General features: G+C 73.6%; 24 protein-coding genes. 5 read left to right on the top strand and 19 right to left on the bottom strand.

Annotated elements, in window-relative coordinates; translation table 11 throughout:
• Positions 1–41: 41 nt before the first annotated feature.
• From ACFYYR_RS05030 to ACFYYR_RS04965, 14 genes are all read right to left on the bottom strand, one after another.
• A complete protein-coding gene (locus ACFYYR_RS05030; protein ID WP_388847000.1) occupies positions 42–1,214 on the bottom strand; it encodes an acyl-CoA dehydrogenase in 1,173 nt (390 codons plus the stop codon).
• The gene (locus ACFYYR_RS05025; protein WP_388846998.1) at positions 1,211–1,792 is read right to left on the bottom strand and encodes a type II toxin-antitoxin system RatA family toxin; all 582 of its coding nucleotides are present in this window, start codon (positions 1,790–1,792) and stop codon (positions 1,211–1,213) included. The genes ACFYYR_RS05030 and ACFYYR_RS05025 overlap by 4 nt, the downstream gene beginning before the upstream one ends.
• A gap of 211 nt (positions 1,793–2,003) precedes the next feature.
• On the bottom strand, positions 2,004–3,257 hold the full coding sequence (locus ACFYYR_RS05020; RefSeq protein ID WP_388846996.1) for an aspartate aminotransferase family protein: 1,254 nt from the start codon (positions 3,255–3,257) through the stop codon (positions 2,004–2,006).
• On the bottom strand, positions 3,254–4,339 hold the full coding sequence (locus ACFYYR_RS05015) for an SDR family oxidoreductase (protein ID WP_388846994.1): 1,086 nt from the start codon (positions 4,337–4,339) through the stop codon (positions 3,254–3,256). The genes ACFYYR_RS05020 and ACFYYR_RS05015 overlap by 4 nt, the downstream gene beginning before the upstream one ends.
• 8 nt (positions 4,340–4,347) lie before the next feature.
• Positions 4,348–5,223, bottom strand: a complete 876-nt coding sequence (locus ACFYYR_RS05010; RefSeq protein WP_388846992.1) for an SDR family oxidoreductase — start codon at positions 5,221–5,223, stop codon at positions 4,348–4,350.
• Between the two features lie 5 nt (positions 5,224–5,228).
• Entirely contained in the window at positions 5,229–6,461 is a 1,233-nt protein-coding gene (locus ACFYYR_RS05005) for a beta-ketoacyl-[acyl-carrier-protein] synthase family protein (RefSeq protein WP_388846990.1), read from the bottom strand.
• On the bottom strand, positions 6,458–6,712 hold the full coding sequence (locus ACFYYR_RS05000; protein WP_351508251.1) for an acyl carrier protein: 255 nt from the start codon (positions 6,710–6,712) through the stop codon (positions 6,458–6,460). The genes ACFYYR_RS05005 and ACFYYR_RS05000 overlap by 4 nt, the downstream gene beginning before the upstream one ends.
• 179 nt (positions 6,713–6,891) lie before the next feature.
• Positions 6,892–7,647, bottom strand: coding sequence for an SDR family NAD(P)-dependent oxidoreductase (locus tag ACFYYR_RS04995; RefSeq protein WP_388846988.1), 756 nt, complete (start codon positions 7,645–7,647; stop codon positions 6,892–6,894).
• 208 nt (positions 7,648–7,855) lie between these two features.
• A complete protein-coding gene (locus ACFYYR_RS04990; RefSeq protein WP_388846986.1) occupies positions 7,856–8,857 on the bottom strand; it encodes an ACP S-malonyltransferase in 1,002 nt (333 codons plus the stop codon).
• 1 nt (position 8,858) lies between these two features.
• On the bottom strand, positions 8,859–9,734 hold the full coding sequence (locus ACFYYR_RS04985; protein WP_388846984.1) for a MaoC/PaaZ C-terminal domain-containing protein: 876 nt from the start codon (positions 9,732–9,734) through the stop codon (positions 8,859–8,861).
• 104 nt (positions 9,735–9,838) lie between these two features.
• The gene (locus tag ACFYYR_RS04980) at positions 9,839–10,795 is read right to left on the bottom strand and encodes a class I SAM-dependent methyltransferase (RefSeq protein ID WP_388846982.1); all 957 of its coding nucleotides are present in this window, start codon (positions 10,793–10,795) and stop codon (positions 9,839–9,841) included.
• Between the two features lie 132 nt (positions 10,796–10,927).
• On the bottom strand, positions 10,928–11,056 hold the full coding sequence (locus ACFYYR_RS04975) for a hypothetical protein (RefSeq protein WP_388846980.1): 129 nt from the start codon (positions 11,054–11,056) through the stop codon (positions 10,928–10,930).
• A 116-nt stretch (positions 11,057–11,172) separates the two neighbouring features.
• Positions 11,173–11,835, bottom strand: a complete 663-nt coding sequence (locus ACFYYR_RS04970; protein WP_388846978.1) for a response regulator transcription factor — start codon at positions 11,833–11,835, stop codon at positions 11,173–11,175.
• A gap of 84 nt (positions 11,836–11,919) precedes the next feature.
• Entirely contained in the window at positions 11,920–14,181 is a 2,262-nt protein-coding gene (locus tag ACFYYR_RS04965; RefSeq protein ID WP_388846976.1) for an MMPL family transporter, read from the bottom strand.
• Positions 14,182–14,811: 630 nt separating this feature from the next.
• On the opposite strand from ACFYYR_RS04965, the gene ACFYYR_RS04960 reads away from it, so the two are divergent.
• Positions 14,812–15,114: a hypothetical protein gene (locus tag ACFYYR_RS04960; protein WP_388846974.1), complete on the top strand. Its 303-nt coding sequence runs from the start codon at positions 14,812–14,814 to the stop codon at positions 15,112–15,114.
• Positions 15,115–15,169: 55 nt separating this feature from the next.
• Here the strand turns inward: ACFYYR_RS04960 and ACFYYR_RS04955 are convergent, their stop codons facing one another.
• The 5 genes from ACFYYR_RS04955 to ACFYYR_RS04935 form a co-directional block, all read right to left on the bottom strand.
• Positions 15,170–16,111 (bottom strand): hypothetical protein, encoded by a 942-nt coding sequence (locus ACFYYR_RS04955; RefSeq protein WP_388846972.1) that lies wholly within the window; start codon positions 16,109–16,111, stop codon positions 15,170–15,172.
• A gap of 129 nt (positions 16,112–16,240) precedes the next feature.
• Positions 16,241–16,618, bottom strand: coding sequence for a peptidase inhibitor family I36 protein (locus tag ACFYYR_RS04950; RefSeq protein ID WP_388846970.1), 378 nt, complete (start codon positions 16,616–16,618; stop codon positions 16,241–16,243).
• A 114-nt stretch (positions 16,619–16,732) separates the two neighbouring features.
• On the bottom strand, positions 16,733–17,038 hold the full coding sequence (locus ACFYYR_RS04945) for a response regulator transcription factor (protein WP_388846968.1): 306 nt from the start codon (positions 17,036–17,038) through the stop codon (positions 16,733–16,735).
• A gap of 140 nt (positions 17,039–17,178) precedes the next feature.
• Positions 17,179–18,420 (bottom strand): ATP-binding protein, encoded by a 1,242-nt coding sequence (locus ACFYYR_RS04940; protein ID WP_388846966.1) that lies wholly within the window; start codon positions 18,418–18,420, stop codon positions 17,179–17,181.
• Entirely contained in the window at positions 18,417–19,073 is a 657-nt protein-coding gene (locus ACFYYR_RS04935; RefSeq protein ID WP_388847281.1) for a response regulator transcription factor, read from the bottom strand. The genes ACFYYR_RS04940 and ACFYYR_RS04935 overlap by 4 nt, the downstream gene beginning before the upstream one ends.
• A 143-nt stretch (positions 19,074–19,216) precedes the next feature.
• On the opposite strand from ACFYYR_RS04935, the gene ACFYYR_RS04930 reads away from it, so the two are divergent.
• The 4 genes from ACFYYR_RS04930 to ACFYYR_RS04915 are packed head-to-tail and all read left to right on the top strand — an operon-like array spanning position 19,217 to position 22,867.
• Positions 19,217–19,759 (top strand): hypothetical protein, encoded by a 543-nt coding sequence (locus tag ACFYYR_RS04930; RefSeq protein ID WP_388846964.1) that lies wholly within the window; start codon positions 19,217–19,219, stop codon positions 19,757–19,759.
• Complete coding sequence (locus ACFYYR_RS04925; RefSeq protein ID WP_388846962.1) at positions 19,756–20,991, top strand: peptidoglycan-binding protein; 1,236 nt, start codon at positions 19,756–19,758, stop codon at positions 20,989–20,991. Before ACFYYR_RS04930 ends, ACFYYR_RS04925 begins: the two co-directional genes overlap by 4 nt.
• On the top strand, positions 20,988–21,671 hold the full coding sequence (locus tag ACFYYR_RS04920) for an ABC transporter ATP-binding protein (RefSeq protein WP_388846960.1): 684 nt from the start codon (positions 20,988–20,990) through the stop codon (positions 21,669–21,671). Before ACFYYR_RS04925 ends, ACFYYR_RS04920 begins: the two co-directional genes overlap by 4 nt.
• Entirely contained in the window at positions 21,668–22,867 is a 1,200-nt protein-coding gene (locus ACFYYR_RS04915) for an ABC transporter permease (RefSeq protein WP_388846958.1), read from the top strand. The genes ACFYYR_RS04920 and ACFYYR_RS04915 overlap by 4 nt, the downstream gene beginning before the upstream one ends.
• The last annotated feature ends 94 nt before the right edge of the window (positions 22,868–22,961 follow it).

The raw sequence follows: 22,961 nt of genomic DNA, 5'->3' as shown, positions 1-22,961 counted from the left end.
CCGTGGCCGAAACCTTGGCCGACGGGAACACCCATCCCGCCCTACGGCACGTCCACCGCCTCCCCCCGCAGGTGCTGCACGAGCGCCGCTTCGCCGGCGGTCCGGGAGGGCGGGTGGAAGGCGAGGCAGCGGGTGGCCGCGCAGAGGTAGGCGATGTCCGGGTCACGGATGAACGCGCCGCCGCCGAGGGCTTCGGCGGCCCGTGCCGAGACCTCGACGACCGCGTCCTGGACGGCGAAACGCACGGCCAGCGCGGGGCCCAGCAGCGCGGCCGGGTCCGCACCCGCCGCGGCGTCCGACTCGGCCTGGGCGGCGACCCCCTCCAACGCGTACGTCGCCCCCTCCAGCGTGGCCGCCATCCGGGCGAGTTCGCCGGTGTCCGTGCGGGGCGCGGCGACCGCCCGTTCGACGAGCGCCGCAGCCGTCCCCAGGTAGGAGGCGGCGATCAGCACCTCGAACCAGACCAGTGAACGGCGCAGCGGCTCGCTGGTGGTGCCCACCGGGCCGAGGTCGGTGACCAGCCGCTCGGGCACGAACACGTCGTCGAGGACCAGTTCGTCGCTCTCCGCCCCGGCCAGGACGTCGCTGCGCCAGAACGGCCGGACGCTCAGGCCCGGCGAGTCCGCCGGCACGACGGCGACCGCGCACCGCTCGCCGTCGGGCCGCCGCACCCGCACGGTGGCGAAGAGCAGGTCCATGGAACGGCTCAGGCTGCACGGCTTCTTCGTGCCGTCGATGCGGACGCCGCCGTCGACCGGGCGCGCGGTCATGGACGGGGTGAGAACGCCCGCCCCCGGGCGCCCCTCGGCGGCTCCGGACGCCACGAGCATCGCGTTGCGGGCGACCGCTTCCGCGAGGAGCCATTCGAGGCCCGCGCTGAGGCGCTCCCAGCCGATCAGCGACGCCACCGAGAAGTGGTGCATCGTGGTGGCGACGGCCAGCGACGGCGCTCGGCAGGCGATGGCGCGCTGGAGCCGCACCCCTTCGCGCAGCCCCGCGCCGAGCCCGTGATGGTCGGTGGGGACGAACAGCGCCCCGGCGCCCGACTGCCGGAACCAGTCGACGGCGGGGGAGCCCGGCCGCTCCAGCTTCTCCAGGCCGGTGGCGGCCAGCCGGGCGTCCAGACCGGGCAGCCGCCGCTCCAGCAGCTCCCGGTCCCGGGCGAGGAACCCGGCACCGGCACCGGGCGCTGCCCCCGGGGTGCCGACGCTCACCGCCGGCCCCCGTCGACCGCGAGGCGGCCGTCCGCCGCCCCCTCCGCGTCGTCGCCCTCCGTGCTGTTGCCCTCCGTGCTGTCGCCCTCCGTGCTGTTGCCCTCCGCGTCACCGCCGGACGGATCGCCGTCGCCGTACGCGTCGATCACGATGCCGTCGACCAGCGCCCGCAGGATCACCGCGATGTAGTCGCGCAGTGTCTGTTCGGCGATCGGTTCGATGACCTCGGCCAGGGTGGGAATTCCCATGTCGAAGTCGCAGGAGAAGACCACCCGGCAGCCGTCGTCGGTGTCCAGGACCTGCCAGTGGCCGACGAGATGGTCGAGGTCCCCCTCCTCCAGAAAGAAGTCGACCCGGTGGTTCTCGGCGTCGTAGCGGTCCTCCTCGGTCCATTTCAGAATGCCCCGGCGGAAGGTGACCTCCCAGGAGCATCCGGTGCGGCCGCCGCCGAGTTCGAGAACGGCGACGCTGCGCACCGCGTCGGTCAGTTCCGGGTAGCGGGAGAAATCGCTGATGACCGGATAGATTTCGGTGGCTTTCCGGCCCGGGGCCGTTCCCGCCATTCGTACGTACCGCATGCACGCCTCCTGAACAATGAATCGTCACAGTGGGTCGACCGCCGCGAGGAACCGGCGCCGGGCATCCGCCGGAACCGGAACCGGAACCGGAACCGGGAACGGAACCGGGACCGGGACCGGGAACGGAACCGGAGCCGCGGCCGGAACGAGAACCAGGGCCAAAGGAGGCCCCCCGCACCCGGCCACCGCCCCCTCAGCAGCCCCGTACTCCTCAGCGGGGCCCGCACCCGTGCCGGGCCGCGAGGGCCGCGGCGGAGCTCTCGACCGCCGCGGCCAGCAAGGCCAGCTCCCGCTCGCCGAAGAACGCGGACGGGGTGAAGCGCACGGTGCCCAGCGCGTTGCCCGTGGGGCACACGACGACACCGTGTTCCAGGAGGTCGAGCACGAACTCCCCGGCGTGCGCCGGCTGGTGGAACTCCACCCCGAACAGCGCGCCGCGCCCCCTGATCTCCCTGACCAGCGGCCCGCACGGGGCCAGCCCGTCGGTCAGCAGGTCCCGCAGCCGCGCCTCCAGGGCCGCCGCCCGGCCGGGGACGTCCTCCCGCTGCACGGCCTCGACCGTGTGCCGGACCGCGACGGACGCGAGCGGGTTGCCCCCGTACGTCGAGGTGTGCAGCACCGGGTCCCGGTTGAGCGGGGCGTAGGCCTCCGCGGTGGCGACGACGGCGCCCACCGGCATGACGCCGCCGCCCAGCGCCTTTCCGCAGAGCAGGAGGTCGGGGGTGACGCCCTCCTCCTCGATCGCCCACATCCGTCCGGTGCGGCCGAGTCCGGTCTGCACCTCGTCGACGATGAGCAGGGCGCCGGTGCGGCGGCAGGCGCGTTCGACCTCGCGGAGGTAGCCGGGCGGCGGCACCCGCACCCCGCCCTCGCCCTGCACCGGTTCGACGATGACGCAGGACTCGGCGGTGAGCCGCGCGGCCAGCGCCTCCGCGTCGCCGTAGGGCACGAAGTCGACCGGTCCCGGCAGCGGTTCGCAGGGGTCGCGGAAGACGGCCCGGCCGGTGGCGGACAGCGCCCCGAGGGTCTTGCCGTGGAAGCCGCCCTCGGTGGAGACGGTGTGCCGCTTGCCGTTCATCCGGGCCAGCTTGAGCGCGGTCTCGCAGGCCTCGGCCCCCGAGTTGGTGAGGTGGACGTACTCCAGTCCCGGCGGGCAGACGGCGGCGAGTGCCGTCGCGGCGCGCGCCAGTTCCTCGTGGTGGACCAGGGGGCCGGTGAGCGCCAGGGTGCCCAGCTGGCGGGTCACCGCGTCGACCACCGGCGGATAGCCGTGGCCCAGCAGGAACACACTGAACCCGCCGCAGTTCAGCAGCTGTTCGCCGCCCTCGGTCCAGAGGTAGTCGCCCTCGCCGCGGACGATGACCGGCGCCGCCATCAGCGCGGCCAGCCGCGCCAGGCCGGAGTTCACATGCCGCGCGTAGAGGTCGAGGACCTCGGCGCGGTCCAGCCGCTCTTCGGTGATCACACCCGTGCCCCCTGCCGCACCAGCCGCACCCGGGAACTCCAGTACTCCAGCGCGGTGTCCAGCGCCGCGCCGAGGTCGGGCGGAGCCGGCAGCTCCGGGCCCGGTCCGGGCAGCGTCTCGTCGGTGGTCAGCGGGCCGACGATGTCGGTGAACAGCTCCAGCCGCTTCCGCAGGTCGGCCGCGAGGGCGTCGCCGAAGGCGGGCAGGATCAGCCGGTGCACCACGTCGGAGTCCATCAGCCGGGGCCGGGGCACCTCCCAGCCGAGCCGGCCCGCGAAGCGCAGGCAGTGGTCGACGAACTGCTCGATGGTCAGGGCCCGTTCGCCCGCGGTGATCCAGTGCTCGCCGCGTGCCCCCGCGGCCAGCAGGGCCGCCACACAGGCCGCCACATGGTCGCGCGGCAGGAAGTCCAGACGGGAGCCGGGCGCCACCGGCACCAGCGGGGCGTCCCCGGTGACCAGCGCCTTCATCGCGGCGTAGATGCCCTGGAAGCGGGGGGTCTCGCCGGTGCGGCTGTCCCCGGTGACCACGGTGACCCGGAGGATCGACCACGGCACCCGCGCGGCCCGCACCAGGTCCTCGGCGGCCTGTTTGGACTCCCGGTACACCCGGGACCGCCCGGTCTCCGAGCTCCCGTCGCGCTGCCGTACGTAGACCGTGCTCACCAGGTGGAACGGGACTCCGGCGGCCTCGGCGAGCCGCAGCGCGTGCCGGGTGCCGTCGGTGTTGACGCGCCGGATCTCCTCGGCGGGCCGGGTGAAGGAGGTGACCGCCGCACTGTGGACGACCCCGCCGATGCGGCCGGCGAGCACCCGTCCCGGACCGGGGTCCAGGCCGAGACCGGCCGCGGTGACATCGCCGGTCACGGCCTCGATGCCGGGGCCGGGCCGGTTGCCGCCGGGCCGCACCAGGCCGATGACGTGCCCCGGCCCGAGCGCCGTGGCGAGGCTCTGGCCGATGACCCCGCCCGCGCCGGTCAGCAGATACGGGCGGGACGGAGCGCCCGGACCGGGCCCGGGCGGTGCGTCCGGACGGGTGCGGGGCGGGGAGACGGAAAGGTGGGGTGGGGAAGCAGCGCTCACGTGGGGCCTCACAACAGGATCGAGTAGCCGCCGTCGATGACGAGGTTCTGGCCGGTGATCATTCGTGCGTCGTCGGAGAGCAGGAACGCGGCCGCCGCTCCCACATCGTCCGGAGAGGTCAGCCGCCCGGCGGGCGTCCGGGACCGTGCGGTGGTGAACAGCTCCTCGTGCCGGCCGAAGCTGCGCGCGGCGTCGGTGTCGACCAGGCCGGGGGTGACCGCGTTGACCCGGCAGTGCGGCGCCAGCTCGACGGCGAGATACCGCACCAGCGACTCCTGGGCCGCCTTGGACGCCGCCAGCAGCCCGTAGGCGTGCGGTATCACCCGCTGGGCGCCGGGGCTGGAGACCGCGACGACCGACCGGAGGCCGGGCGACGCGCACTGCACCAGCCGCAGCAGGGAACGGGCGTGGGTCTCCACCGTCCAGTCCCAGTGGCTCCGCCTGGAGTCCATCAGGGAGCGCTCGACGCCCGTACCGGCGTTGGAGACCAGCAGGGTGGGCGGCCCCAGTTCGGCGGTGACCCAGTCGACGACCGCGGCGGGCACGTCCCCCTGCGGGTCCCCGAAGAACGCCCGGCGGGAGCAGGCCCGCACGCCGAGCTCGGTCAGCCGCGCGACGGTCTTCTCGGCGCTGGTCCGGTCGCGCAGATAGGTGACGGCCACATCCGCGCCGAGGGCGGCCAGCCGGCGGGCGATGCCGCCGCCGATCCCCTTGGTGCCGCCGGTGACCAGGGCGACGTGGCCCGCGAACGGCCGCTCGGGGCCACGGACTTCCGCGTTGCCACGGGAGCCCTCGGTGCCGGAGGTGCCCGGGACCGCACCGTCGGAGGCTGCGGACTCGGCGCCGGACGGCGTGCCGTTGCCTGTCTCCGTCCTGGAATCCACCGGGCTCACACCGCCTTCGCCAGGGCCAGGGAGCAATTGACTCCTCCGAGCGCGAACGAGTTGCTCAGCGCCAGGTCCACGTCGGCCTTCCGGGCCCGGCCGGGGACGACGTCCACGGCGCAGTCCGGGTCGGCGGTGCGGAAGTTGATGGTGGGCGGCAGCAGCCCGCGGTGCAGGGCCAGGGCGGTGGCGGCGGCCTCGGCGGCGGCCGTGGCCCCCATCAGATGGCCGTGCATCGACTTGGTGGACGACACCGGGGGCAGGGACGGCCCGATCAGCGTGCGCAGTGCCAGCACCTCCGCCGCGTCCCCGGCCGGGGTGCCCGCCGCGTGGGCGTTGACATAGCCGACCTCCGCGGGCTCCCGGCCCGCCATCCGCAGCGCCAGCCGCATGGCGTTCAGGGCGCCCCGGCCGTCCGGGCGCGGCCGGGAGAGGTTGAAGGCGTCGGCGGTGTGGCCGTGTCCGACGAGTTCGGCGTAGATCCGGGCGCCGCGGGCCCGCGCCCGCTCCCAGTCCTCCAGGACGAGGACCACGCCGCCCTCGCTCATCACGAACCCGTCCCGGTCGGCGTCGAACGGGCGGCAGGCCGCGGCCGGGTCGTCGCTGCGGGTGGACAGGGCGCGGGCGGTCGCGAAGGTGGCCAGCGACACCGGATTGAGCGGTGCGTCGCAGCCGCCCGCGAGGGCGACGTCCGCCAGTCCCTGCCGGATCAGTTCGGCGCCCCGCGACAGGGCGTGCCCCGACGCGGCGCAGCCGGTGGTGGGGCACTCGACGGCGCCCATGAAGCCGTACTCCATGGAGATCAGCCCGGCGGCCACCGCGGGCATCATGGCCATGCTGGTGGTCGGGGAGACCGCCCGCCAGCCGCGCCGGCCCAGCACCTCGGCCTCGGACGAGATCCGTTCCATCCCGGCGTACGCGGTGGCGACGACGACGGCGCCGCGCTCCGGATCGAGGCCGTCGGCCACGTTCCCCGCGTCCTCGACGGCGAGCCGGGCGGCGGCGACCCCGAACTGTGCGAAGCGTTCGGCGCGCCGGATCAGCCGGGCGTCGAGGTACTCCGCCGGGTCGAAGTCGTCGATCTCCCCGGCCGCGTGCACCGGGAAGTCCGGCACGGTGAAGCGGGTGAGCGGGCCGATGCCGGACATGCCCTCGCGGAGCGACTCCTCGAACGTCTTGACCCCGATGCCGACCGGAGTGACCGGCCCGATGCCGGTGATCGCGACGCGCCGGGTCATGCCGCGTCCGCCGTGGCGCTGAACCGGTCGACGACCCCGCCGATGACGAGCATGTCCTGGAGCTCCGCGTCGGACACGGAGGTGTCGTACCGCTCCTCCAGGATGGCGACGGCGCTCATCAGGTCCACCGAGTCGAGACCGAGGTCGTCGAACACGTGGGCCTCCGGCGTGATCCGGTCGGCGGGCACCGCGAACCGCTCGGTGAGCAGCTCCCGCACCTCGGCCTCGATCTTCTCCCTGTTGTCCTGCACGGCCTTCTCCTCGCTGCTGGGTACGGCGTGTGTGGTGGGGCGAGCCGGCTGCCGCGAGGTGCGGCCGTGTGCCGGCCCGGCGGTGGTGCTCCGGGGGCCCGACGGTGGTGCTCCCGGGGTGGTGGTGCTCCGGGGCCCGACCGTGGCGCTCCCGGGGTGGTGGTGCTCCGGGCCGGCGGTCAGCCGAACCCTCCGTCGACGTCGACGGACCGTCCGGTCAGCCCGGGGGTCTCGACGCAGAACCGCACGGCCCGCGCCACGTCCTCCGCGCTCACCAGGCCCCCGGTCGCGGTGCGTTCGGCGAATCCGGCCCGGGAGGCGGCACCGACCCCGGCGATCAGCGGTGACTCCACGAGCCCGGGCGCCACCACATTGGCCGTCACCCCGTGCCGGCCGTACTCGCGGGCGACGGAGCGGGTGAGGGCCAGCAGCCCGGCTTTCGCCGCGCTGTAGTTGGCCTGGCCGGGCGTCCCGTACGCCGCCGCCGCGGATCCGATGCTGACGATCCGCCCGTACCCGGCCGCGACCATGGCGGGCAGGGCCTGGCGCACGCACCGGAACGGGCCGGTGAGGTTCGCGGACAGCACCTCCTCCCAGTCGCGGTCGGCCATCCGCAGCAGCGGCCGGTCCCGGAGCACCCCGGCGGCGTTGACCAGGACGGTCACCGGTCCCGCGGCCGAGGTCACCTCCCGGAAGGCGGCCCGTACGGCGTCCGGGTCGGTCACGTCGACCGGTACGGCCAGCGCGCCGGGCAGTTCCGCGGCGAGCCGCCGGGCCGCGTCGGCGTCCCGGTGGAAACCGGCCGCGACGCGCAGACCGGCGTCCGCGAGGGCCCGGGCCACGGCCGAACCGATGGTCCCGCTCGCCCCGGTGACCAGCGCGACCCGGGGGCCGTCCGCCGGGGCCGGCCCCGCGGCACCGGGACCTGCCCCCACGACAGGTCCCGGGCCCGGGCGTGCACCCCCGGTGTTCGGCTCCGGGCCGGGGCGGTCCGGTTCCGTGCCGGGGCGTACGTTCCTGGTGTCCGGTTGCGTGCTGGGGCGTACGTTCCTGGCGTCCGGTTCCGTGCCGGGGCGTGCGCTCCTGGTGTCCGGCTCCGCGGCACGGCTCGGACCCCTCAAGTCCGTTCCCGAGACCACCCGTTCACCCGCCATGGCCGCCGCCTCCCGCCGCACTCACTGCCGTCGGCGGCCGCTGGGCGCTGCCCGGCGTTCCGCCGCGCTCGGCCTGGAACGGCTGCGGCGTCCGGGCCTCCGCGTCGCTGGAGACCAGCCGCAGCCCGGGCGTCCGCCCGGGGAGGACGGCCCGGACCAGGCCGAGGAGCCGTGCGGGGGAGCCGGGGCCGAGTTCGGTGAAGTCCCGGTGCCCGGCGGCCGACGCGGCCCGGACGGCGGCGGCGAAGTCCACCGTGCCGGTCAGCCCGAGGACCAGCAGCTCCTTGACGCGGTGCGGATCGGTGGTGGCCTCCGCCGTGATGCAGGAGAACAGCGGGGCGGCCGGCGGGCGCAGCTCCACCGGCTCCAGGGCGGCGCGGAGTTCGTCGGCGGCGGGCGCCATCAGCCGGGTGTGCGCGGCGTACGGCACCCGGAGCGGGCGGACCCGGAAGGCGCCCCGGGCGCGGCAGCGCGCCGTGGCCTCGTCGAGCGCGGCGCGCTCCCCGGCGATGACGATCTGTTCCGGACTGTTGATGTTGGAGATCTCCACCAGCCCGCCGTCCGCGCCGACTTCGGTGCAGACCGCGCGCACCGCGTCCTCGTCCAGTCCCAGCACCGCCGCCATGGCGCTGTCCGCGGTGGCGCAGCGCAGCATGGCGCGGGCGCGCAGCGCGGTCAGCCGCACTCCGTCCGTGAAGGTGAGCGCGCCGGCGGCGGTGAGGGCGGCGAACTCACCGAAGCTGTGCCCGAGGACGGCGGCCGGTGCCGGGCCGTGCCGCCGCAGCGCCGCGGCGGCCGCCACGCCGACCACGAACAGGGCGGGCTGGACGAGTTCGGGGCGCCCGTCGGGGTTCTCGTCGGTGAGGCACAGGGCGGTCAGATCGGCGTCGAGCAGCGCGCTCGCCTCCCGCAGCAGCCGGGGCGCGGTGTCGAGTCCGCGGGCCATCCCCGGGCGCTGGGCGCCCTGGCCGGGGAACATCCAGACCGTCATCTCACGCCACCGCCCCGGAGAACCAGGTGTCCTTCAGGACGGGCTTCCCGTCGACGCTCGCGGTGAGGCCGAGGACGTCCCCGCCCGGCCCGGTGTCCTGGGGGTATGTCTCCTCGCGGCACGCCTCTTCGCGGTGCACGGTGAACGCGATGGTGTCGCCCGGCCGCACCGGGCGGGCGAACCGGGTCCGGACCTCCCGCCAGCGGGTCTCGTCCCCGCCGAAGAGCCGCTCGGTCACCCCCGCGGCGGCCAGCTGCAGCGTCGCCATGCCGTGCAGCACCACGCCGGGCAGCCCGGCCCGCCGGGCCGCGTCGGCGTCGGTGTGGATGGGGTTGTCGTCCCCGCTCGCCCGCGCGTAGCGCTCCGGCAGGTCCTCCGGGACACGGGCGCTCCAGCGCAGCAGCGGCGGCCCGCGGAGCACCGCCGCCGGGGGCGGATCGATCCTGCTCTGCCCGGTGGCGGGCCCGATGGCGAGGGTGGTGAGCAGCTCGGCCACCGCGCCGCCGGCCGCGTCCCGGAGGGTCACCCGCAGGACGACGGCCCGCTGGAAGCCGTAGTCGCCGACGGACTCGACGACGGCGTGCGCGGTGAGCCGTTCGCCCGGGTCCGGACGGCGGTGCAGCGTGATCCGCTGTCCGGCGTGCCGCACCGCCGCCGCGTCGGCGCCGGTGCCGGCGAGCGCGGACCGCACCGCCTCGGGCAGCGCGCGGCAGAGGAAGAAGGCCGGTACGGAGGTGCCCGCGAGCGGCGCGCCGGTGCTGCCGTCGGTGGCGGCGGGCAGCAGGCGACGGAAGCGCGCGACCTCCGACGGGTCGATCGCGAACCCGTACGCCGGAGCGACGGCGCGCGGTGCGGACAGCGGCTGACTCACGGTCACGGTCCCTTCCGTTCCGCAATCCCCACGGGCCGGAGAATTGCTTTCCTGGGAATGGAAGAAGACTATGGAATCCGTACGGCGCTCAACCACCCGGAATACCGTGGTTATTTTTCGGGGATTTCCCCGGGGTGCGCCCGGCGCGCGGTCACCAGGGCCGGCAGGAGCGCTCCGCTCACATACTCCTCGCGGGCCGCCCCGAGCGTTCCGAGAAGGGTCTCCGTCTCCTCCTCGCCGTAAATCGCGGCGACATCCCCGAAGAACAGCCGCATCGCCTTGAGCCGGTCGTGCAGCAGCCGGCAGGCCCAGGTGCCGAGATCGCGCACCTCGATATCGGTGAAGCCCGCCGAGGCCAACTGCGCCACCCGTTCCCCGGCTTCGGTGAGAAAGAAGATCTCCGGGGGGTGCCGGCGGCGGAATTCCGCGGACACCGTCCGCCCGTCCGCCACCAGGCTGGCCTCCTCGGTCATCACCAGCGCGCCGCCGGGCCGCAGGGTGCGGGCCGCCTCCGCGAACACCGCCGGGACGTCGGCGAAGTGCGGCAGCGACCCGGTGCAGACCACGGCGTCGAGTGCCCCGTCCCGCACCGGCACCGCCCGCACGTCCGCCTGCACCGGCCGGGCCTCGGGTACCGCCGCCCCGTCCGTCGAGGCGCCCTCCGTCGGGCCGCCCGCGCCGGAGAGCTGGATGGTGCGGAACAGCCGGACGTGCTCCCAGACGAGGTCGAAGCCCACCGACCGGTCCACCTCGACGCCGTGTTCGCGCAGGCCACGCACCACTTCGCGGAGCGCGCCGCCGAAGCCGCAGCCGAACTCGGCCAGCACCGGCGGCGGTTGCGTGCCGTCCGGCCGCCCCAGCCGGCGCACCAGCTCCTCGACGACGAGGGCGCAGCCCGGCGCGCCGAAGTGCCCCAGCTGGTCGAAGCCGAGCGAACGCGCCCGGGCCCCTTCACCGGCCATGTCCAGGGCCCCGGACCAGGTCCGCTCCCAGTCGTGGAGCGCGTGGAAGATGCGGTGGTGGTAGTCGCCCTGCAGATCCCGCTGATGCCGCACCGTGCCGCCCATGCGTGTGCCTTCCGTCCGGTCCGTGCCGCCCGCCGCATTCCGCCGCCCGCCGTGTCCGCATAACGCGTGACGCGCGTCCGTGAACCGTCTTTCGACGGCCCACGGACGCGCGTCGGCGAGGAGCGTTCCCGCTTACTCGAACTCGACCTCGGAGATGTCGAGAGAGGAGCTGGACGTGGTGGTGGAGCAGCCCTCGTCGACGCCGATCGCGTCGAGGCTGGAAACCTGCTCGTCCACAATCTCGAACGTGATGTCTTCCATTGTTGTCACCACTTTCATTCGGGATTTCCTGGCCTTGCGGGATCCAGATTATGAAGAGAGCACCACCGCGGACATCCCGGATAGCCGTAGTATCCGGGGGCGGCCCCCGCCCCGGGCTATGCCAGGCCCAGCGCCGTGGCCCGCTCCACCACTTCCAGCCGGTTTCTGGCGCTGAACTTCGAGAGCAGATGCCGCATGTGGTACTCCACGGTGTTCTCGCTGACGAACAGCGCGCCGGCGATCTCCCGGTTGCGCATCCCGCGCCGCAGCAGGTCGAGGACCTCGCGCTCACGCCGGGTCAGATGGGGCGCCGGACCCGTCGCCCGTTCGCGCAGCGCCTCGGTGAACCCCCGGTCCATGACGTTCACCCCGAGGGTGTGGGCGGCCCGGATGGCGGCGACCGCCCGGTCCGGTCCGACCGACTCGTCGAGGTAGACGCGGCAGCCGCGGCGGATCCAGCGGTCGCAGCGCCGCCAGTCCCGGCGGTGGCCCAGGATCGCCAGCCGGACGTTCTCCCGGACCGCCCCCGCCACGGAGAAGAGCCGCTGGATGTCCCCGTCGTCCAGCTCCGGACCGGCCAGGATCCAGTCGGCCCGCCGCGCGTGCACGACGGATATCAGGTCGTCGCGGTCCGGACAGCGGTGTATACACGCTCCTTCGTAACGTTCCGTGGCGTTCATCGAGAGCGCCAGCCAGGTGCCGACGAGTATCACAGAGCAGTCCCCCCGCTCGGTTTCTGCCGGGGTGCGCTTGATGTCCTTGAGGGACGAGCGAGTCACAGAGTCCTCTTCCCGGAAATTGACAAACCGACTGCACTTCCATGAATTCTCTCCGGAGTGATCCGAACAGGATTCGACGACGCGTCAGTCACTCTCGGTGATGCCGAAACGGGCGTGGAAACGGCGCAGCGGGCGCGGTGCCCACCAGTTCGCCTTGCCCATGACGAGCATGAATGCCGGTACGAGAACCCCCCGGATCAGTACCGCATCCACCAGCACGGCCAGGAACATGCCCAGGCCGAGCAGTTTGAGCACCGAGATGTCGGAGCTGGCGAGCGCGAGCAGCACACCGCCGATCAGCACGGCCGCGGCCGTGACGATCGGCCCGGTCCTTCCCACCCCTTCGATGACTGCACGTGTGTTGTCCCGGTGCACCGTGTACTGCTCACGGATCCGGGACATCAGGAACACCTCGTAGTCCATCGACAGCCCGAACGCGGCGCAGAACATCAGCACCGGCACGGTGACGTCGAGATAGCCCGTCGAGGTGAAATCTCCCACCAGCCACTTCAGATGTCCGTCCTGGAAAATGAAGACCATGGCGCCGAACGACGCCGTGAGGCTGAGGGTGTTGAAAAGGATCGCCTTGGCCGGTACGAGCAGGCTGCCCGTGAACAGATAGAGCAGCACGAACATGAGGATCACGATGATGCCGAGGGCGTACGGCAGCCGGTCGCCGATCACCGACTTGGTGTCCGCGAACCGTGCCGCGTCGCCCGCCACATGGACGGTGCCGGGCGCCGGCATCGCCCGGACCTTCCGCACGATCTCCTCGCTGCGCGGCGAGAACGCGTTGTCGGACGGCACGATGAGCAGCCGCGTCACATCGCCCCGTACATACGCCCGGGCCGGCAGGTCGGCCCTGCCCACCCGCTTGCCGTCCGCGTAGGCGCCGAGCGGGGTGTCGAGGTACTCGACCCCGTCCAGCCGCGACACCCGGCGGAAGTAGCCGGCCTGCTCGTCCGCCGGGGCGTCCCGGAGCACGGCGTGCACCGGGTTCAGCGCCCCGGCCGCGAAGTGCCGCTCCACGCTGCGCGCCGTGCTGTGCGCCTCGGCGCTCAGCGGCAGCACCCGCTCGTCGGTCAGCCCGAACTTCGCCTGGGTGAAGGGAAGGCCGAGGCCGACGAGGAGGATCACCACGGGCATCGCGACGAGCAGCGGACGCCGCGAGACCCGCCGGGCCACCCGCGACCAGAACGGCGGCCCCGGCTCGGCGGACCGCTCCCGCCGCCGGAACCCGCGCAGCAGCGGCGTGACGTCCCCCGCGTCCAGCCACCGGCCCAGCGCCAGCAGCGCGGCGGGCAGCACCACGATCGCGGCCACACCCACCGTCAGCACCGCCGGGATGGCGGCGTACGCGAGCGAGCGCAGGAAGTAGAGCGGGAAGATCAGCAGGGCGCTCAGACAGAGCGCCACGGTGAGCGAGGAGAAGAAGACGGTTCGCCCCGCGGTGCGGACGGTGACGATCGCCGCCGTGTGCGGATCGAGCCCCTTGCCGGTCTCCTCCCGGAAGCGCATCAGCAACAGCAGGCTGTAGTCGACCGCCAGCCCGAGCCCCAGCGCCGTCGTCAGGTTCAGCGAGAAGATCGACACCTGGGTGAACTCGGTGACCAGCTGCAGAATGGCCAGGGTGAGCGCCACCCCGACGACCCCGACGAGGAACGGCAGCAGCGCCGCGGCCACCGTGCGGAAGACCAGCAGCAGCACCAGCAGGATCAGCGGTGCCGCCACCAGCTCGGCCCGGACGAGGTCCTCGTCGCTCTGCTGCTGCAGCTCCGCGTTGGCCTCCGCCTCGCCGGTCACCCCGACCTCGAACGGCGGCTGTGCACCGCGGAGCCGGGGCACGATCCGCGCCGTGGTGTCCTGCACCCGGTCGTCGTCGCCCGACAGCCGCACCGCCACCACCGCGGAACGCCCGTCCCGGGCCCGCATCGAGGTGTCGCCGGTGGTCCAGTAGGACTCGGCCGACGCCACTCCGGGCAGTCTGCGGACCCGTTCGGTGTACGCGGTGCCGGCGTCGGCGGTGGCGGGAGTGTCGACCTTGGACTCGGGCTTGAGCAGGAGCAGCAGATGGGGCTTGGACACCCCGAACTTCTGCTGCAGGGTGTCCTCCGCGATCCGGAGGTCCCGGGTGGAGGCCGCGTAGCCGCCGTTGGAGAGGTGGTCGACCACTCCGCCGCCGTAGACCCCCGCCAGCGCGGTGAGCAGGAGGGTCGCGACCAGTACGGCACGGCGCCGGCGCAGCACGACCGCGGCGAACCGTTCCAGCCAGGTGCCGCCGTTCCGCCGGTTCGTCGGGCCGTCGAGCAGTTCCCCGGAAGGTAACGGCTCCGTGTGCCTTGCCATGCCAGCCCCCGTAGCTATCGGCTGAGTCGTAATCATACAGGAGCGTATGTATGATCACCACGAACGCCGGAAACCCGCATGTCACCAGCGAAGACACGTTTCTGACAGTTCGTCGAATCGGATCTTGGCAGGTGCTTGCCGGGTGGTACGGGGTGGTCGTGGCCGCCGCCCGGGGCCGGGCTCCCGGCCCGGACGTACCGTGCGCCGCGGGCGGCGCGATCCCGCCCCTCACGTCGGCTCCGGCCGGCTCCCGCTCGGGACGGAAGCGGCGCGCGGCGCTCCGACGCCTGGTGCACGTGCATCCAGCACCCTGGCATCCGTGATCCGCCGTGTCACGGCGGTAACTGGTCACCCTGGAGCCTGTGGTGGCGGCCTCCTTCCGGCGCGGGGGCCGGTCCCTCCCCGCCGGCTCCGGCCGTGCCGCGGGGGAGTCCCGGCCGCCGGGTTCCGAAGGGGCGCGCCGGGTCCCGGAGGCAGCCCCGGCGCGGACCGAACCGCTCCGGATCCGGCCGCCTCCACGGTGCTCCGCACCCCCTGCCGCACCCGCTCCGGCCAGCCCGTTTGTCAGTGGTCGCCCGTAAAATGGAAGCAGTTCGTGAGGGGTCCGATCAGCACGCCAGGAGGTCGCCGATGGCCACAACCGCAGTCACGAAGAAGCCGACCACGAAGCACCGGACGAAGCCGACGACCCAACCGCCCGCGCCACTGCGGAAGAAGCCGCTGCCCGCGGGCCGGCCCCGCGAGTGGTACGAGTCCCACAACCGCAAGCTGAAGGCCATGCGCCTGGTCATCGCCCTGCTCGACACGGGCGTCTACCGGACCGAGCAGGCCCGCAACCGCCGGATACGCAGCACCGCCGCCCGGATCGGCATCCACCGGCCGTCCAACACGACCTGCCGGATGGTCCGTTCACTGATCGCTGACGGGAGCTGACCGCGGGCGGGAACTGACCACGGAGAGGGGGAGTGAGCCCGCGTGGGGCCGCGGCCTACCGCGGTCCCGCGCGGGACACCCCGGTGGTGACGGCGCGGGCCATGCGCAGCCGCTCCCCGTTCGCCCGCCGGACGATCTGCAGTGCGCCGGAGTTCTTCCGGATGAGTTGCCGCTGGTACGCGGATTCGACGGTGAACCAGATGCCGATCAGATTCGTGCGCTTCTTGCACCGGATGTCGGCCGTGGCGGTGGCCACCGCTTCGGCATTGCCGTCCCCGCGCAACTGGGGATCCGCCATCGGGGACAGCGGGTCCGGGTAGTCGTAGCCGCGCTCCTTCATGCACGCGGACCACGCCCGGGACGCCTTTTTCACCCGGGAGTCCAGCTGTGACCGGTTGAAGGATTCCATGGACAGTTTCTGCGGCAGGTCGAGAGGCGAGGAAGCACTTGCGGAAGACGGCGCGGTGAACTCCCGCTCGGCCGCGCCCGCACACCCTCCCTCGGGAATCCTCTGTCCCCTGACGGTCGATCGCCCCTTGCCGAAGAGCACCGACTCCGCGGCGGGTTCGATTTTCGGGCGCGCGGGAGGGGGCTGCCGGCTCGGGTCCCGGTCGCCGAGACCGTAGCCGTCCTCGGCCGCGAGTTTCGCTTCGGAGATGCCGTACCGCCGCTCCGTCAGGCTGCGCGGGCCGTACTCCCGTTGCGGCGGCGGAATGGTGTAGTCGAATCCGAACCGCTCCATGCAGCGGTCGATCAGTACGACACGGGCCCGGTCCGTTTCGCGCAGCTCCTGCCGGCTGGGGAGATAACGCTCCAGCGGCATCCGCAACTTCGTACTGGCGAGGACCGAGGGAATGCCGGTGACCTCGGGCTCCCGCCGGTCCGGCCCGGCCGTGCCGGAGGAGCAGCCGGCGGACACCAGGAGCGCGCAGCACAGTGTGAGCAGAGTCGCGGCGCGCTGTGCGGGGAGGGGGAGTCGGCGGCCTGGCCTGGGCATGGTGGGCTCCCTGCGGAATGCGGATAGAGTGCGGGCACCGGTGCTCCGCCCAGCTCCAATGGGCGGAGCACCGGCCCCTTTTTGCGTCAGGCGAGTCGGAACGGAACGATTCCGATCAGGCGGGTCGGATCAGGCGTAGTACGCCGACGTCACCGTGTTCTTGAAGGTGGCGCTGAAGTTGGCGTACTGGCCCGGGTTGATGTAGCCGCAGCCGCCGCCGTAGTTGGCGTTCAGGCACACGTACCAGGTGAACGAGTCGCGGTTCCAGAAGGACTCGGTGTTGTTGTTGGCCGAGATGCTGGTGCCCGGGAACACGTCGTTGCTGAAGTCCGCGTCCGAGACGTAGAGGTCGAAGATGGGTGAGCGGTAGTCCGTGAGGTAGTACAGCCCGAGTTCACCGACCTCCACCACGCCGTTCTTCCCGGCGGCGTCCGCCGTGCCGGCCGTGGCGACGCCCAGGCCGCCCAGGGCGGCCAGGGCCGCCGCGGTGGCCAGAGCTCGGTGCATTCTTCGTCTGATATTACCGTGCATGCTTCCCCCAGATTTCTGGTTGCCGATGCGATGGAAATCCGGCCCCTTCGGCCGGACATGGCAATGGCAGCAGATACCGGGAGGTGTCATCTATTGGCCCTTGGGACAGTTCTGGGCGTGATAGGCGCAGGCGATCAGGCAGGCCTGTAAACGGGACTTGACCGCCAACTTGCTGAGAATGCTCGAAACGTGGGCCTTTGCTGTTCGCTCGCTGATGCACAGTGCCTGGGAGATATCGCGGTTCGACGGGCCGCCGGACAGGAGCAGGAGGACGTCCCGCTCGCGGTGGCTGAGCAGGCCGACCCGCTCCAGTACGGCCGTCGTGCCGCCCTCCGCCCCGTGCTCCGGGAGGAGCAGGCACAGTGCACAGATCCGGCACTCGTTGCGCGAGTCCATGGTTGCCTCATTTGCGATCCGTCGATCCGTCCGAGATGTGCCAGGTCCGTTCACCGCCCCCAGTGATGTCGGGGCAGACATAGCGCGCGGAAGACGTATACCCATACATACACGGCGCGTATCGGCGCATCAGGGCACACTCAGTGCGCGGGGAGCGTGACCGCCACCTCCAGTCCGCCCCCCTGGCGCGGTGTCGCAACGGCGGTGCCGCCGTGCGCCCGGGCGACCGAGCGGACGATCGAGAGCCCGAGCCCCATTCCCCCCCGCGCCGAGCCGACCCGGTCGTCGAGGCGCCGGAACGGCTCGAAGAGCGCGGGGACTTCGTGCGCCGCGACGACCGGACCGCTGTTGGCGAGGGTCAGCCGGACGGACCCGCCGCTGCGGCGGCAGGTGCCGCGCACCCACCCGTCGGCGGTGTTGTACCGGATCGCGTTCTGCAGCAGGTTCTGCACCAGGCGCTCCAGCAGCACTGGATCGCCCGTGAGCGGCGCCGGGGTCGCGTCCCAGGACAGCGTCACGCCGGCGCGCGCCGCCTCGGGCCCGGCGGCGTCCACCGCGTGCCGCACCAGGTCGTCCAGGTCCAGCGGCACCGGGTCGGCCACCGTGTACTCGGACCGGGCCAGCATGAGGAGACCTTCGATCAGCCGTTCGTGCCGGGCGTTCACCTCGATCAGGGTCTCCCCGAGGTGCCGGAGCTGCGGCGGCGCGTCGGGCCGGGCCATCGCCACGTCCAGCAGCGTCCGGTTGATGGCCAGCGGCGTCTTCAGCTCGTGGGAGGCGTTGGCCACGAACCGCCGCTGCCCCTCGAACGCCGCGCTCAGCCGTCCCAGCATGTCGTCGAAGGTGTCGGCCAGTTCGCGCAGTTCGTCGCGCGGTCCGGTCAGCGCGATCCGCTCGTGCAGGCTGCGGTCCGCCACCCGCCGCGCGGTGGCCACGATCCGGCTGATCGGCCGCAGCGCCCGCCCGGAGACCAGCCAGCCGATCCACAGGCCCCCCAGGGCGAAGATGCCCAGTGTCAGGGCCCCGCGGCCGATCAGCGGGTCGAGCGTGCGCCGGCGGAACTCCTGCCGGAGCTCCTCGGTGGCGGCGGTGAGCCGCCGCTTGGCCGCCACGGCCTCGCGCTCGTCCCCGCCCGCGGGCAGGGGTGCCGGTGCCCCGGCCGACGCCCGGGGGCCCGGCGAGGCCGGTGCGGACGGCGCGGGTCCGGCCCCGGCGCCCGTCGCGCTCGCCGGCATCCCCGTCGGGGGAGTGATCGGCTGGGTGGCGATGATCCGGTCGAGCATCACATAGGTCACGGTCAGCAGCGCGAGCCCGGCCAGCAGGACCAGCCCGCCGTAGAGCAGGGTCAGCCGAACGCGGATGGTCCAGGAGTTCGGCTTCACGGGATCCGGTATCCGAACCCCGCGACCGTCCGCACCACTTGCGGCGGTCCCAGCTTGCGGCGCAGGGTCATGACCGTGACGCGGACGACGTTGGTGAACGGGTCGATGTTCTCGTCCCAGGCCCGCTCCAGCAGCTGCTCCGTGCTCACCGCGCTGCCCTCGCCCCGCAGCAGCTCCTCCAGCACGGCGAACTCCTTGCGGGACAGCGGGACGTACCGGCCGTCGCGGAAGACCTCCCGGCGGCCGGGGTCGAGCGAGATGCCCGCCCGGACCAGCACCGGGGGAGTGGCCGGGCGGGCCCGCCGCCCCAGCGCCCGTACCCGGGCGACCAGCTCGCCGAAGGCGAACGGCTTGGGCAGGTAGTCGTCCGCGCCGAGCGAGAGCCCGGCGATGCGGTCGCCGACGTCGCCGGCCACGGTCAGCATCAGAATGCGCGTGCCGTACCCCTCGGCCACCACGGCGCGGCACACCTCGTCGCCGTGCACCCGCGGCAGGTCCCGGTCGAGCACGAGGACGTCGTACTCGTTGACCCCCAGCCGGTCCAGCGCCGCCGCACCGTCGTACGCGACGTCCACGGCCAGGGACTCCTGCCGTAACCCCTCGGCGATCGCGTCCGCCAGGAGTTCCTCGTCCTCCACCACGAGCACCCGCACCACCGGCCACCCCTCGAGTCGATTCCCGGATGGTGCGCCATCGCCCATAAGGCACGCATAAGCGCTCATCCTGACAGCGAACTTACAAACCGTTCGCTCTCATCGGCTACGGCACGGACCGGCCAAAGGGAAGGAATCCGACCATGGCTGGACAACGAACGGTACGACTCGCGGCGGCGGCCCTGCTCGCGGCGGTGCTGGGACTCACCGGGTGCGGCAACGACCACGGACCCGGAGTGGCCACGGCCGACGGCTCGCCGACGGCCCGCGGTTCGGCGGACCCGGACGACGGGAAGCGCGCCCGGGAGTACGCCGCCTGCATGCGCCGGCACGGCGTGGTGCTGGAGGAGACCTCCGAGGGACTGCCCCAGGTGGACAAGGACGGCACCCCGGTCCGGAAGATCACCGAAGCGGCCGAGAAGTGCCGCGACCTGCAGCCCGGCGGCACCGCTCCGGAGAAGGCGTCGCCCGAGGACATCGAGAAGCGCGGCCGGTACGCCGCGTGCATGCGGCGGCACGGGGTTCCGCAGTACCCCGACCCCGATCCGCGCACCGGCGAACCGGAGATGGACGCGGAGCTGGCCGAACGGGTCAAGAAGGATCCCCAGACCCCCGAGGCGCTGGAGGCCTGCCGTGAACTCCTGCCCGGCGCCGGCGCCGGCGGATCGGCGGTGAGCGGCGGATGAGGAAGGCAACCCGCCGGACGCGGATCGTGGCGGCCGGCGCCGCCGTGACGGCCGTGGCCGCGGTCGTCGCCGTGGGCGTCGCGGGCACCGGCGGCGGAGACGAGCCGCAGCGCCGCGACGGCCCCGCGGCCACCACCCGTGTCACCCGGCAGACGCTGACCGACGCGACCACCGTGGACGGCGAACTCGGATACGGCCCCGCCACGCCGGTCGCCTCCCGGGCCGGTGGCACGGTGACCTGGCTGCCGGCCGTCGGCAGCACCGTCACCCGGGGCGCACCGCTGCTCCGCGCGGACGACCGGCCGGTGCCGCTGCTCTACGGCGCCCTGCCGATGTACCGCGAGCTGAGGAAGGGCTCCCGCGGCCGGGACGTCCTGCAGTTCGAACGCAATCTGGCGGCGCTCGGCTATGTCGGCTTCGACGCCGACGAGCGGTACACCGCCTTCACGGCCGCCGCGGTCAAACGCTGGCAGGCGCGCCTCGGCCTGCGCAGAACCGGATCGGTCGCCGTCGGGCAGGTGGTGTACGCGCCGGGTCCGGTGCGGATCGCCGGGCACACGGCCCGCGTCGGCGGCTCCGCGGACGCCGAGGTCCTGACCTGCACCGGTACCGAGCGGGTGGTCACGGCCGAGGTGCGGGTGATCGACGCCGGCTGGGCGGTCCGGGGAGCGAAGGTGCGGGTGGAGCTGGAGAACGGACGGACCGTCCGGGGCACCGTCACGGGCACGGGCGCGGACGAGGGCTCCGGCGAGGGCTCGCAGGACGGCTCGCAGGACGGCACGGACGGGAACGCGTCGGGCGGTTCGGGCGGTTCGGGAGGCAGCGGATCTGGCTCCTCCGGATCCGGCGGCGGTGCGGGTGGTGGTGCGGGAGGCGGTGGTTCCGGAGGGTCCGACGGGGGCGGCTCCGGCGGCTCCGGAACCGGCGGCGACGCCACCGTCCGCATCACCGTGTCCGTCGCCGACCAGCAGGCGCTCCGCGGCCCGGAACACACCCCGGTCGGCATCCGCTTCACCGCCGACCGGCGCACCGGAGCCCTCACCGTGCCGGTGGCCGCGCTGCTCGCCCTCGCGGAGGGCGGCTACGGCCTGGAACTCGTCGAACCCGGGCGGAACGGCGCACCACCGCGCACCCGGATCGCGCCCGTGCGCACCGGTCTCTTCGCCGAGGGCCGGGTCGAGGTGCGCGGCGAGGGGATCAGGGCCGGCCGCACGGTGGGGATGCCCGGATGAACGTCGTCGAGCTGCACCGGGTCTCCAAGGTCCACCCCGGTGGCGTGGAAGCGCTGCGCGGTGTCGATCTGACCGTCGCCCACGGCGAGTTGGTCGGCATCGTCGGTCCGTCCGGTTCCGGGAAGTCCACGATGCTGCACATCATCGGCACCCTGGACCGGCCCTCCTCCGGCCGGGTGCTGGTCGACGGGCACGACGTCGCCCGGCTGTCCGACCGCCGGGTCTCGGCGCTGCGGGCCCGCCGGATCGGCTTCGTCTTCCAGCAGTTCCACCTGTCCGCCGGGACCTCGGCCCTGGACACCGTGGCCGGCGGGCTGCTCTACGCGGGCGTGCCGCTGCGCGAGCGGCGCCGGGCGGCCGCCGACGCCCTGGAGCGGGTAGGGCTGGGGCACCGGCTCGGCCACCGCCCGCACCAGCTCTCCGGCGGTGAGCAGCAGCGGGTGGCGATGGCCCGCGCGGTCGTCGGCGACCCGGTCCTGCTGCTCGCCGACGAGCCGACGGGCAACCTGGACTCCGCCTCCGGCGCCGCCGTGCTGGCGGTCCTCCGGGAGCTGCACGCGGCCGGCACCACGGTCCTGGTGATCACTCACGACCGGGACGTCGCCGCCGGACTGCCCCGCCGGGTGCACATGCGCGACGGCCGCCCGGCCTCCGAACCGGCACCGGGCGGGGCGTCGTGACCGGGCCCGGGGAACTGGTCCAGGCGCGGCTGAGCGCCGCCGATGTGGTCCGGGTCGGCACGGCCGGTCTGCGCACCCGTCCGCTGCGGGTCGTGCTCTCCGCGCTCGGCGTGGCCATCGGTATCGCGGCGATGCTCTCGGTGGTCGGCATCTCCGCCTCCAGCCGGGCCGGTCTGGACCGTGCCCTGGACCGGCTCGGCACCAATCTGCTCACCGTCGCCCCCGGCAGCACGATGTACGGCGGCTCGGCCGAACTCCCCGAGCGCGCCGTGGCGATGGTCCGCCGGATCGGGCCGGTGCGGTCGGTGTCGGCGGTCGGCCGGGTCGAGGCGCACGTCTACCGCAACGACCGCATCCCCGTCGGGCAGACCAACAGCATCGAGGTGCTGGCGGCCCGCGCCGACCTGCCGCGCGCCCTCGCCGGCCGGGTCCGCTCGGGCTCCTGGCTGAACGACGCCACCTCCCGCTACCCGGGCGTCGTCCTCGGCGCCTCGGCGGCCCGGCGCCTGGACGTGCGCACCCCCGGACTCCGGGTCTGGCTGGGGGAGGAGTGGTTCAGCGTGACCGGCATCCTGGCCCCGATGCCGCTCGCCGGCGAACTGGACGGAGCCGCCCTCGTCGGCTGGCGCACCGCGGAGCGCTACCTCGGCTTCGACGGACACCCCTCCTGCCTCTACGTCAGATCCGCCGAACCGGCCGTGGAGACGGTGCGCTCCGTGCTCGCGGCCTCCGCGAATCCGGAGGCGCCCACCGAAGTACGGGTCTCCCGGCCCTCGGACGCGCTCGCCGCGCGCCGGGCCACCGACGAGACGCTCAGCGCCCTGCTGCTGGGCCTGGGCGCGGTGGCGCTGCTCGTCGGGGGCATCGGGGTGGCCAACACCATGGTCGTCTCGGTCCTGGAACGGCGCCCGGAGATCGGGCTGCGCCGGTCGCTCGGGGCGTCCCGCGGGCAGATCCGGTTGCAGTTCCTGGCCGAGTCGCTGCTCCTGACGGCCCTCGGCGGGGCGGGCGGGGTGCTGCTGGGCACGGCGGTGACCGTTGCGTACGCCACGGCGCAGGGCTGGTCGGTGGTGGTTCCGTGGTGGGCGGTGTCCGGCGGTCTGGCGCTGACGCTGCTCATCGGCGCCGTCGCCGGTCTCTACCCGGCGGTCCGGGCGTCCCGCATGCCGCCGACGGAGGCGCTGGCCGCGCCGTGACGGCCGTCCTCGCCGGGCCCGACCGGCGCCGGACATCCGCTCGGCGCCGGGCCGGACGAGCCGCCGGCCCGGGCAGCGGGCGCGGCGCGGTAGC

This window comes from Streptomyces sp. NPDC001922, from assembly GCF_042891165.1.
Lineage (GTDB): Bacteria > Actinomycetota > Actinomycetes > Streptomycetales > Streptomycetaceae > Streptomyces.
Note: the sequence above shows the minus strand (reverse complement) of the source record. Positions and strands in the feature narration are given on the sequence as shown.

What these genes read in the sequence shown, in the direction of transcription:
- ACFYYR_RS04960 (WP_388846974.1), top strand. Translation starts at nt 14,812, where the DNA reads ATGGCCACAACCGCAGTCACGAAGAAGCCGACCACGAAGCACCGGACG.
- ACFYYR_RS04950 (WP_388846970.1), bottom strand. Translation starts at nt 16,618, where the DNA reads ATGCACCGAGCTCTGGCCACCGCGGCGGCCCTGGCCGCCCTGGGCGGC.
- ACFYYR_RS04990 (WP_388846986.1), bottom strand. Translation starts at nt 8,857, where the DNA reads ATGACGGTCTGGATGTTCCCCGGCCAGGGCGCCCAGCGCCCGGGGATG.
- ACFYYR_RS04945 (WP_388846968.1), bottom strand. Translation starts at nt 17,038, where the DNA reads ATGGACTCGCGCAACGAGTGCCGGATCTGTGCACTGTGCCTGCTCCTC.
- ACFYYR_RS04975 (WP_388846980.1), bottom strand. Translation starts at nt 11,056, where the DNA reads ATGGAAGACATCACGTTCGAGATTGTGGACGAGCAGGTTTCCAGCCTC.
- ACFYYR_RS05005 (WP_388846990.1), bottom strand. Translation starts at nt 6,461, where the DNA reads ATGACCCGGCGCGTCGCGATCACCGGCATCGGGCCGGTCACTCCGGTC.
- ACFYYR_RS04925 (WP_388846962.1), top strand. Translation starts at nt 19,756, where the DNA reads ATGAGGAAGGCAACCCGCCGGACGCGGATCGTGGCGGCCGGCGCCGCC.
- ACFYYR_RS05025 (WP_388846998.1), bottom strand. Translation starts at nt 1,792, where the DNA reads ATGCGGTACGTACGAATGGCGGGAACGGCCCCGGGCCGGAAAGCCACC.
- ACFYYR_RS04930 (WP_388846964.1), top strand. Translation starts at nt 19,217, where the DNA reads ATGGCTGGACAACGAACGGTACGACTCGCGGCGGCGGCCCTGCTCGCG.
- ACFYYR_RS04965 (WP_388846976.1), bottom strand. Translation starts at nt 14,181, where the DNA reads ATGGCAAGGCACACGGAGCCGTTACCTTCCGGGGAACTGCTCGACGGC.
- ACFYYR_RS04920 (WP_388846960.1), top strand. Translation starts at nt 20,988, where the DNA reads ATGAACGTCGTCGAGCTGCACCGGGTCTCCAAGGTCCACCCCGGTGGC.
- ACFYYR_RS04980 (WP_388846982.1), bottom strand. Translation starts at nt 10,795, where the DNA reads ATGGGCGGCACGGTGCGGCATCAGCGGGATCTGCAGGGCGACTACCAC.
- ACFYYR_RS04955 (WP_388846972.1), bottom strand. Translation starts at nt 16,111, where the DNA reads ATGCCCAGGCCAGGCCGCCGACTCCCCCTCCCCGCACAGCGCGCCGCG.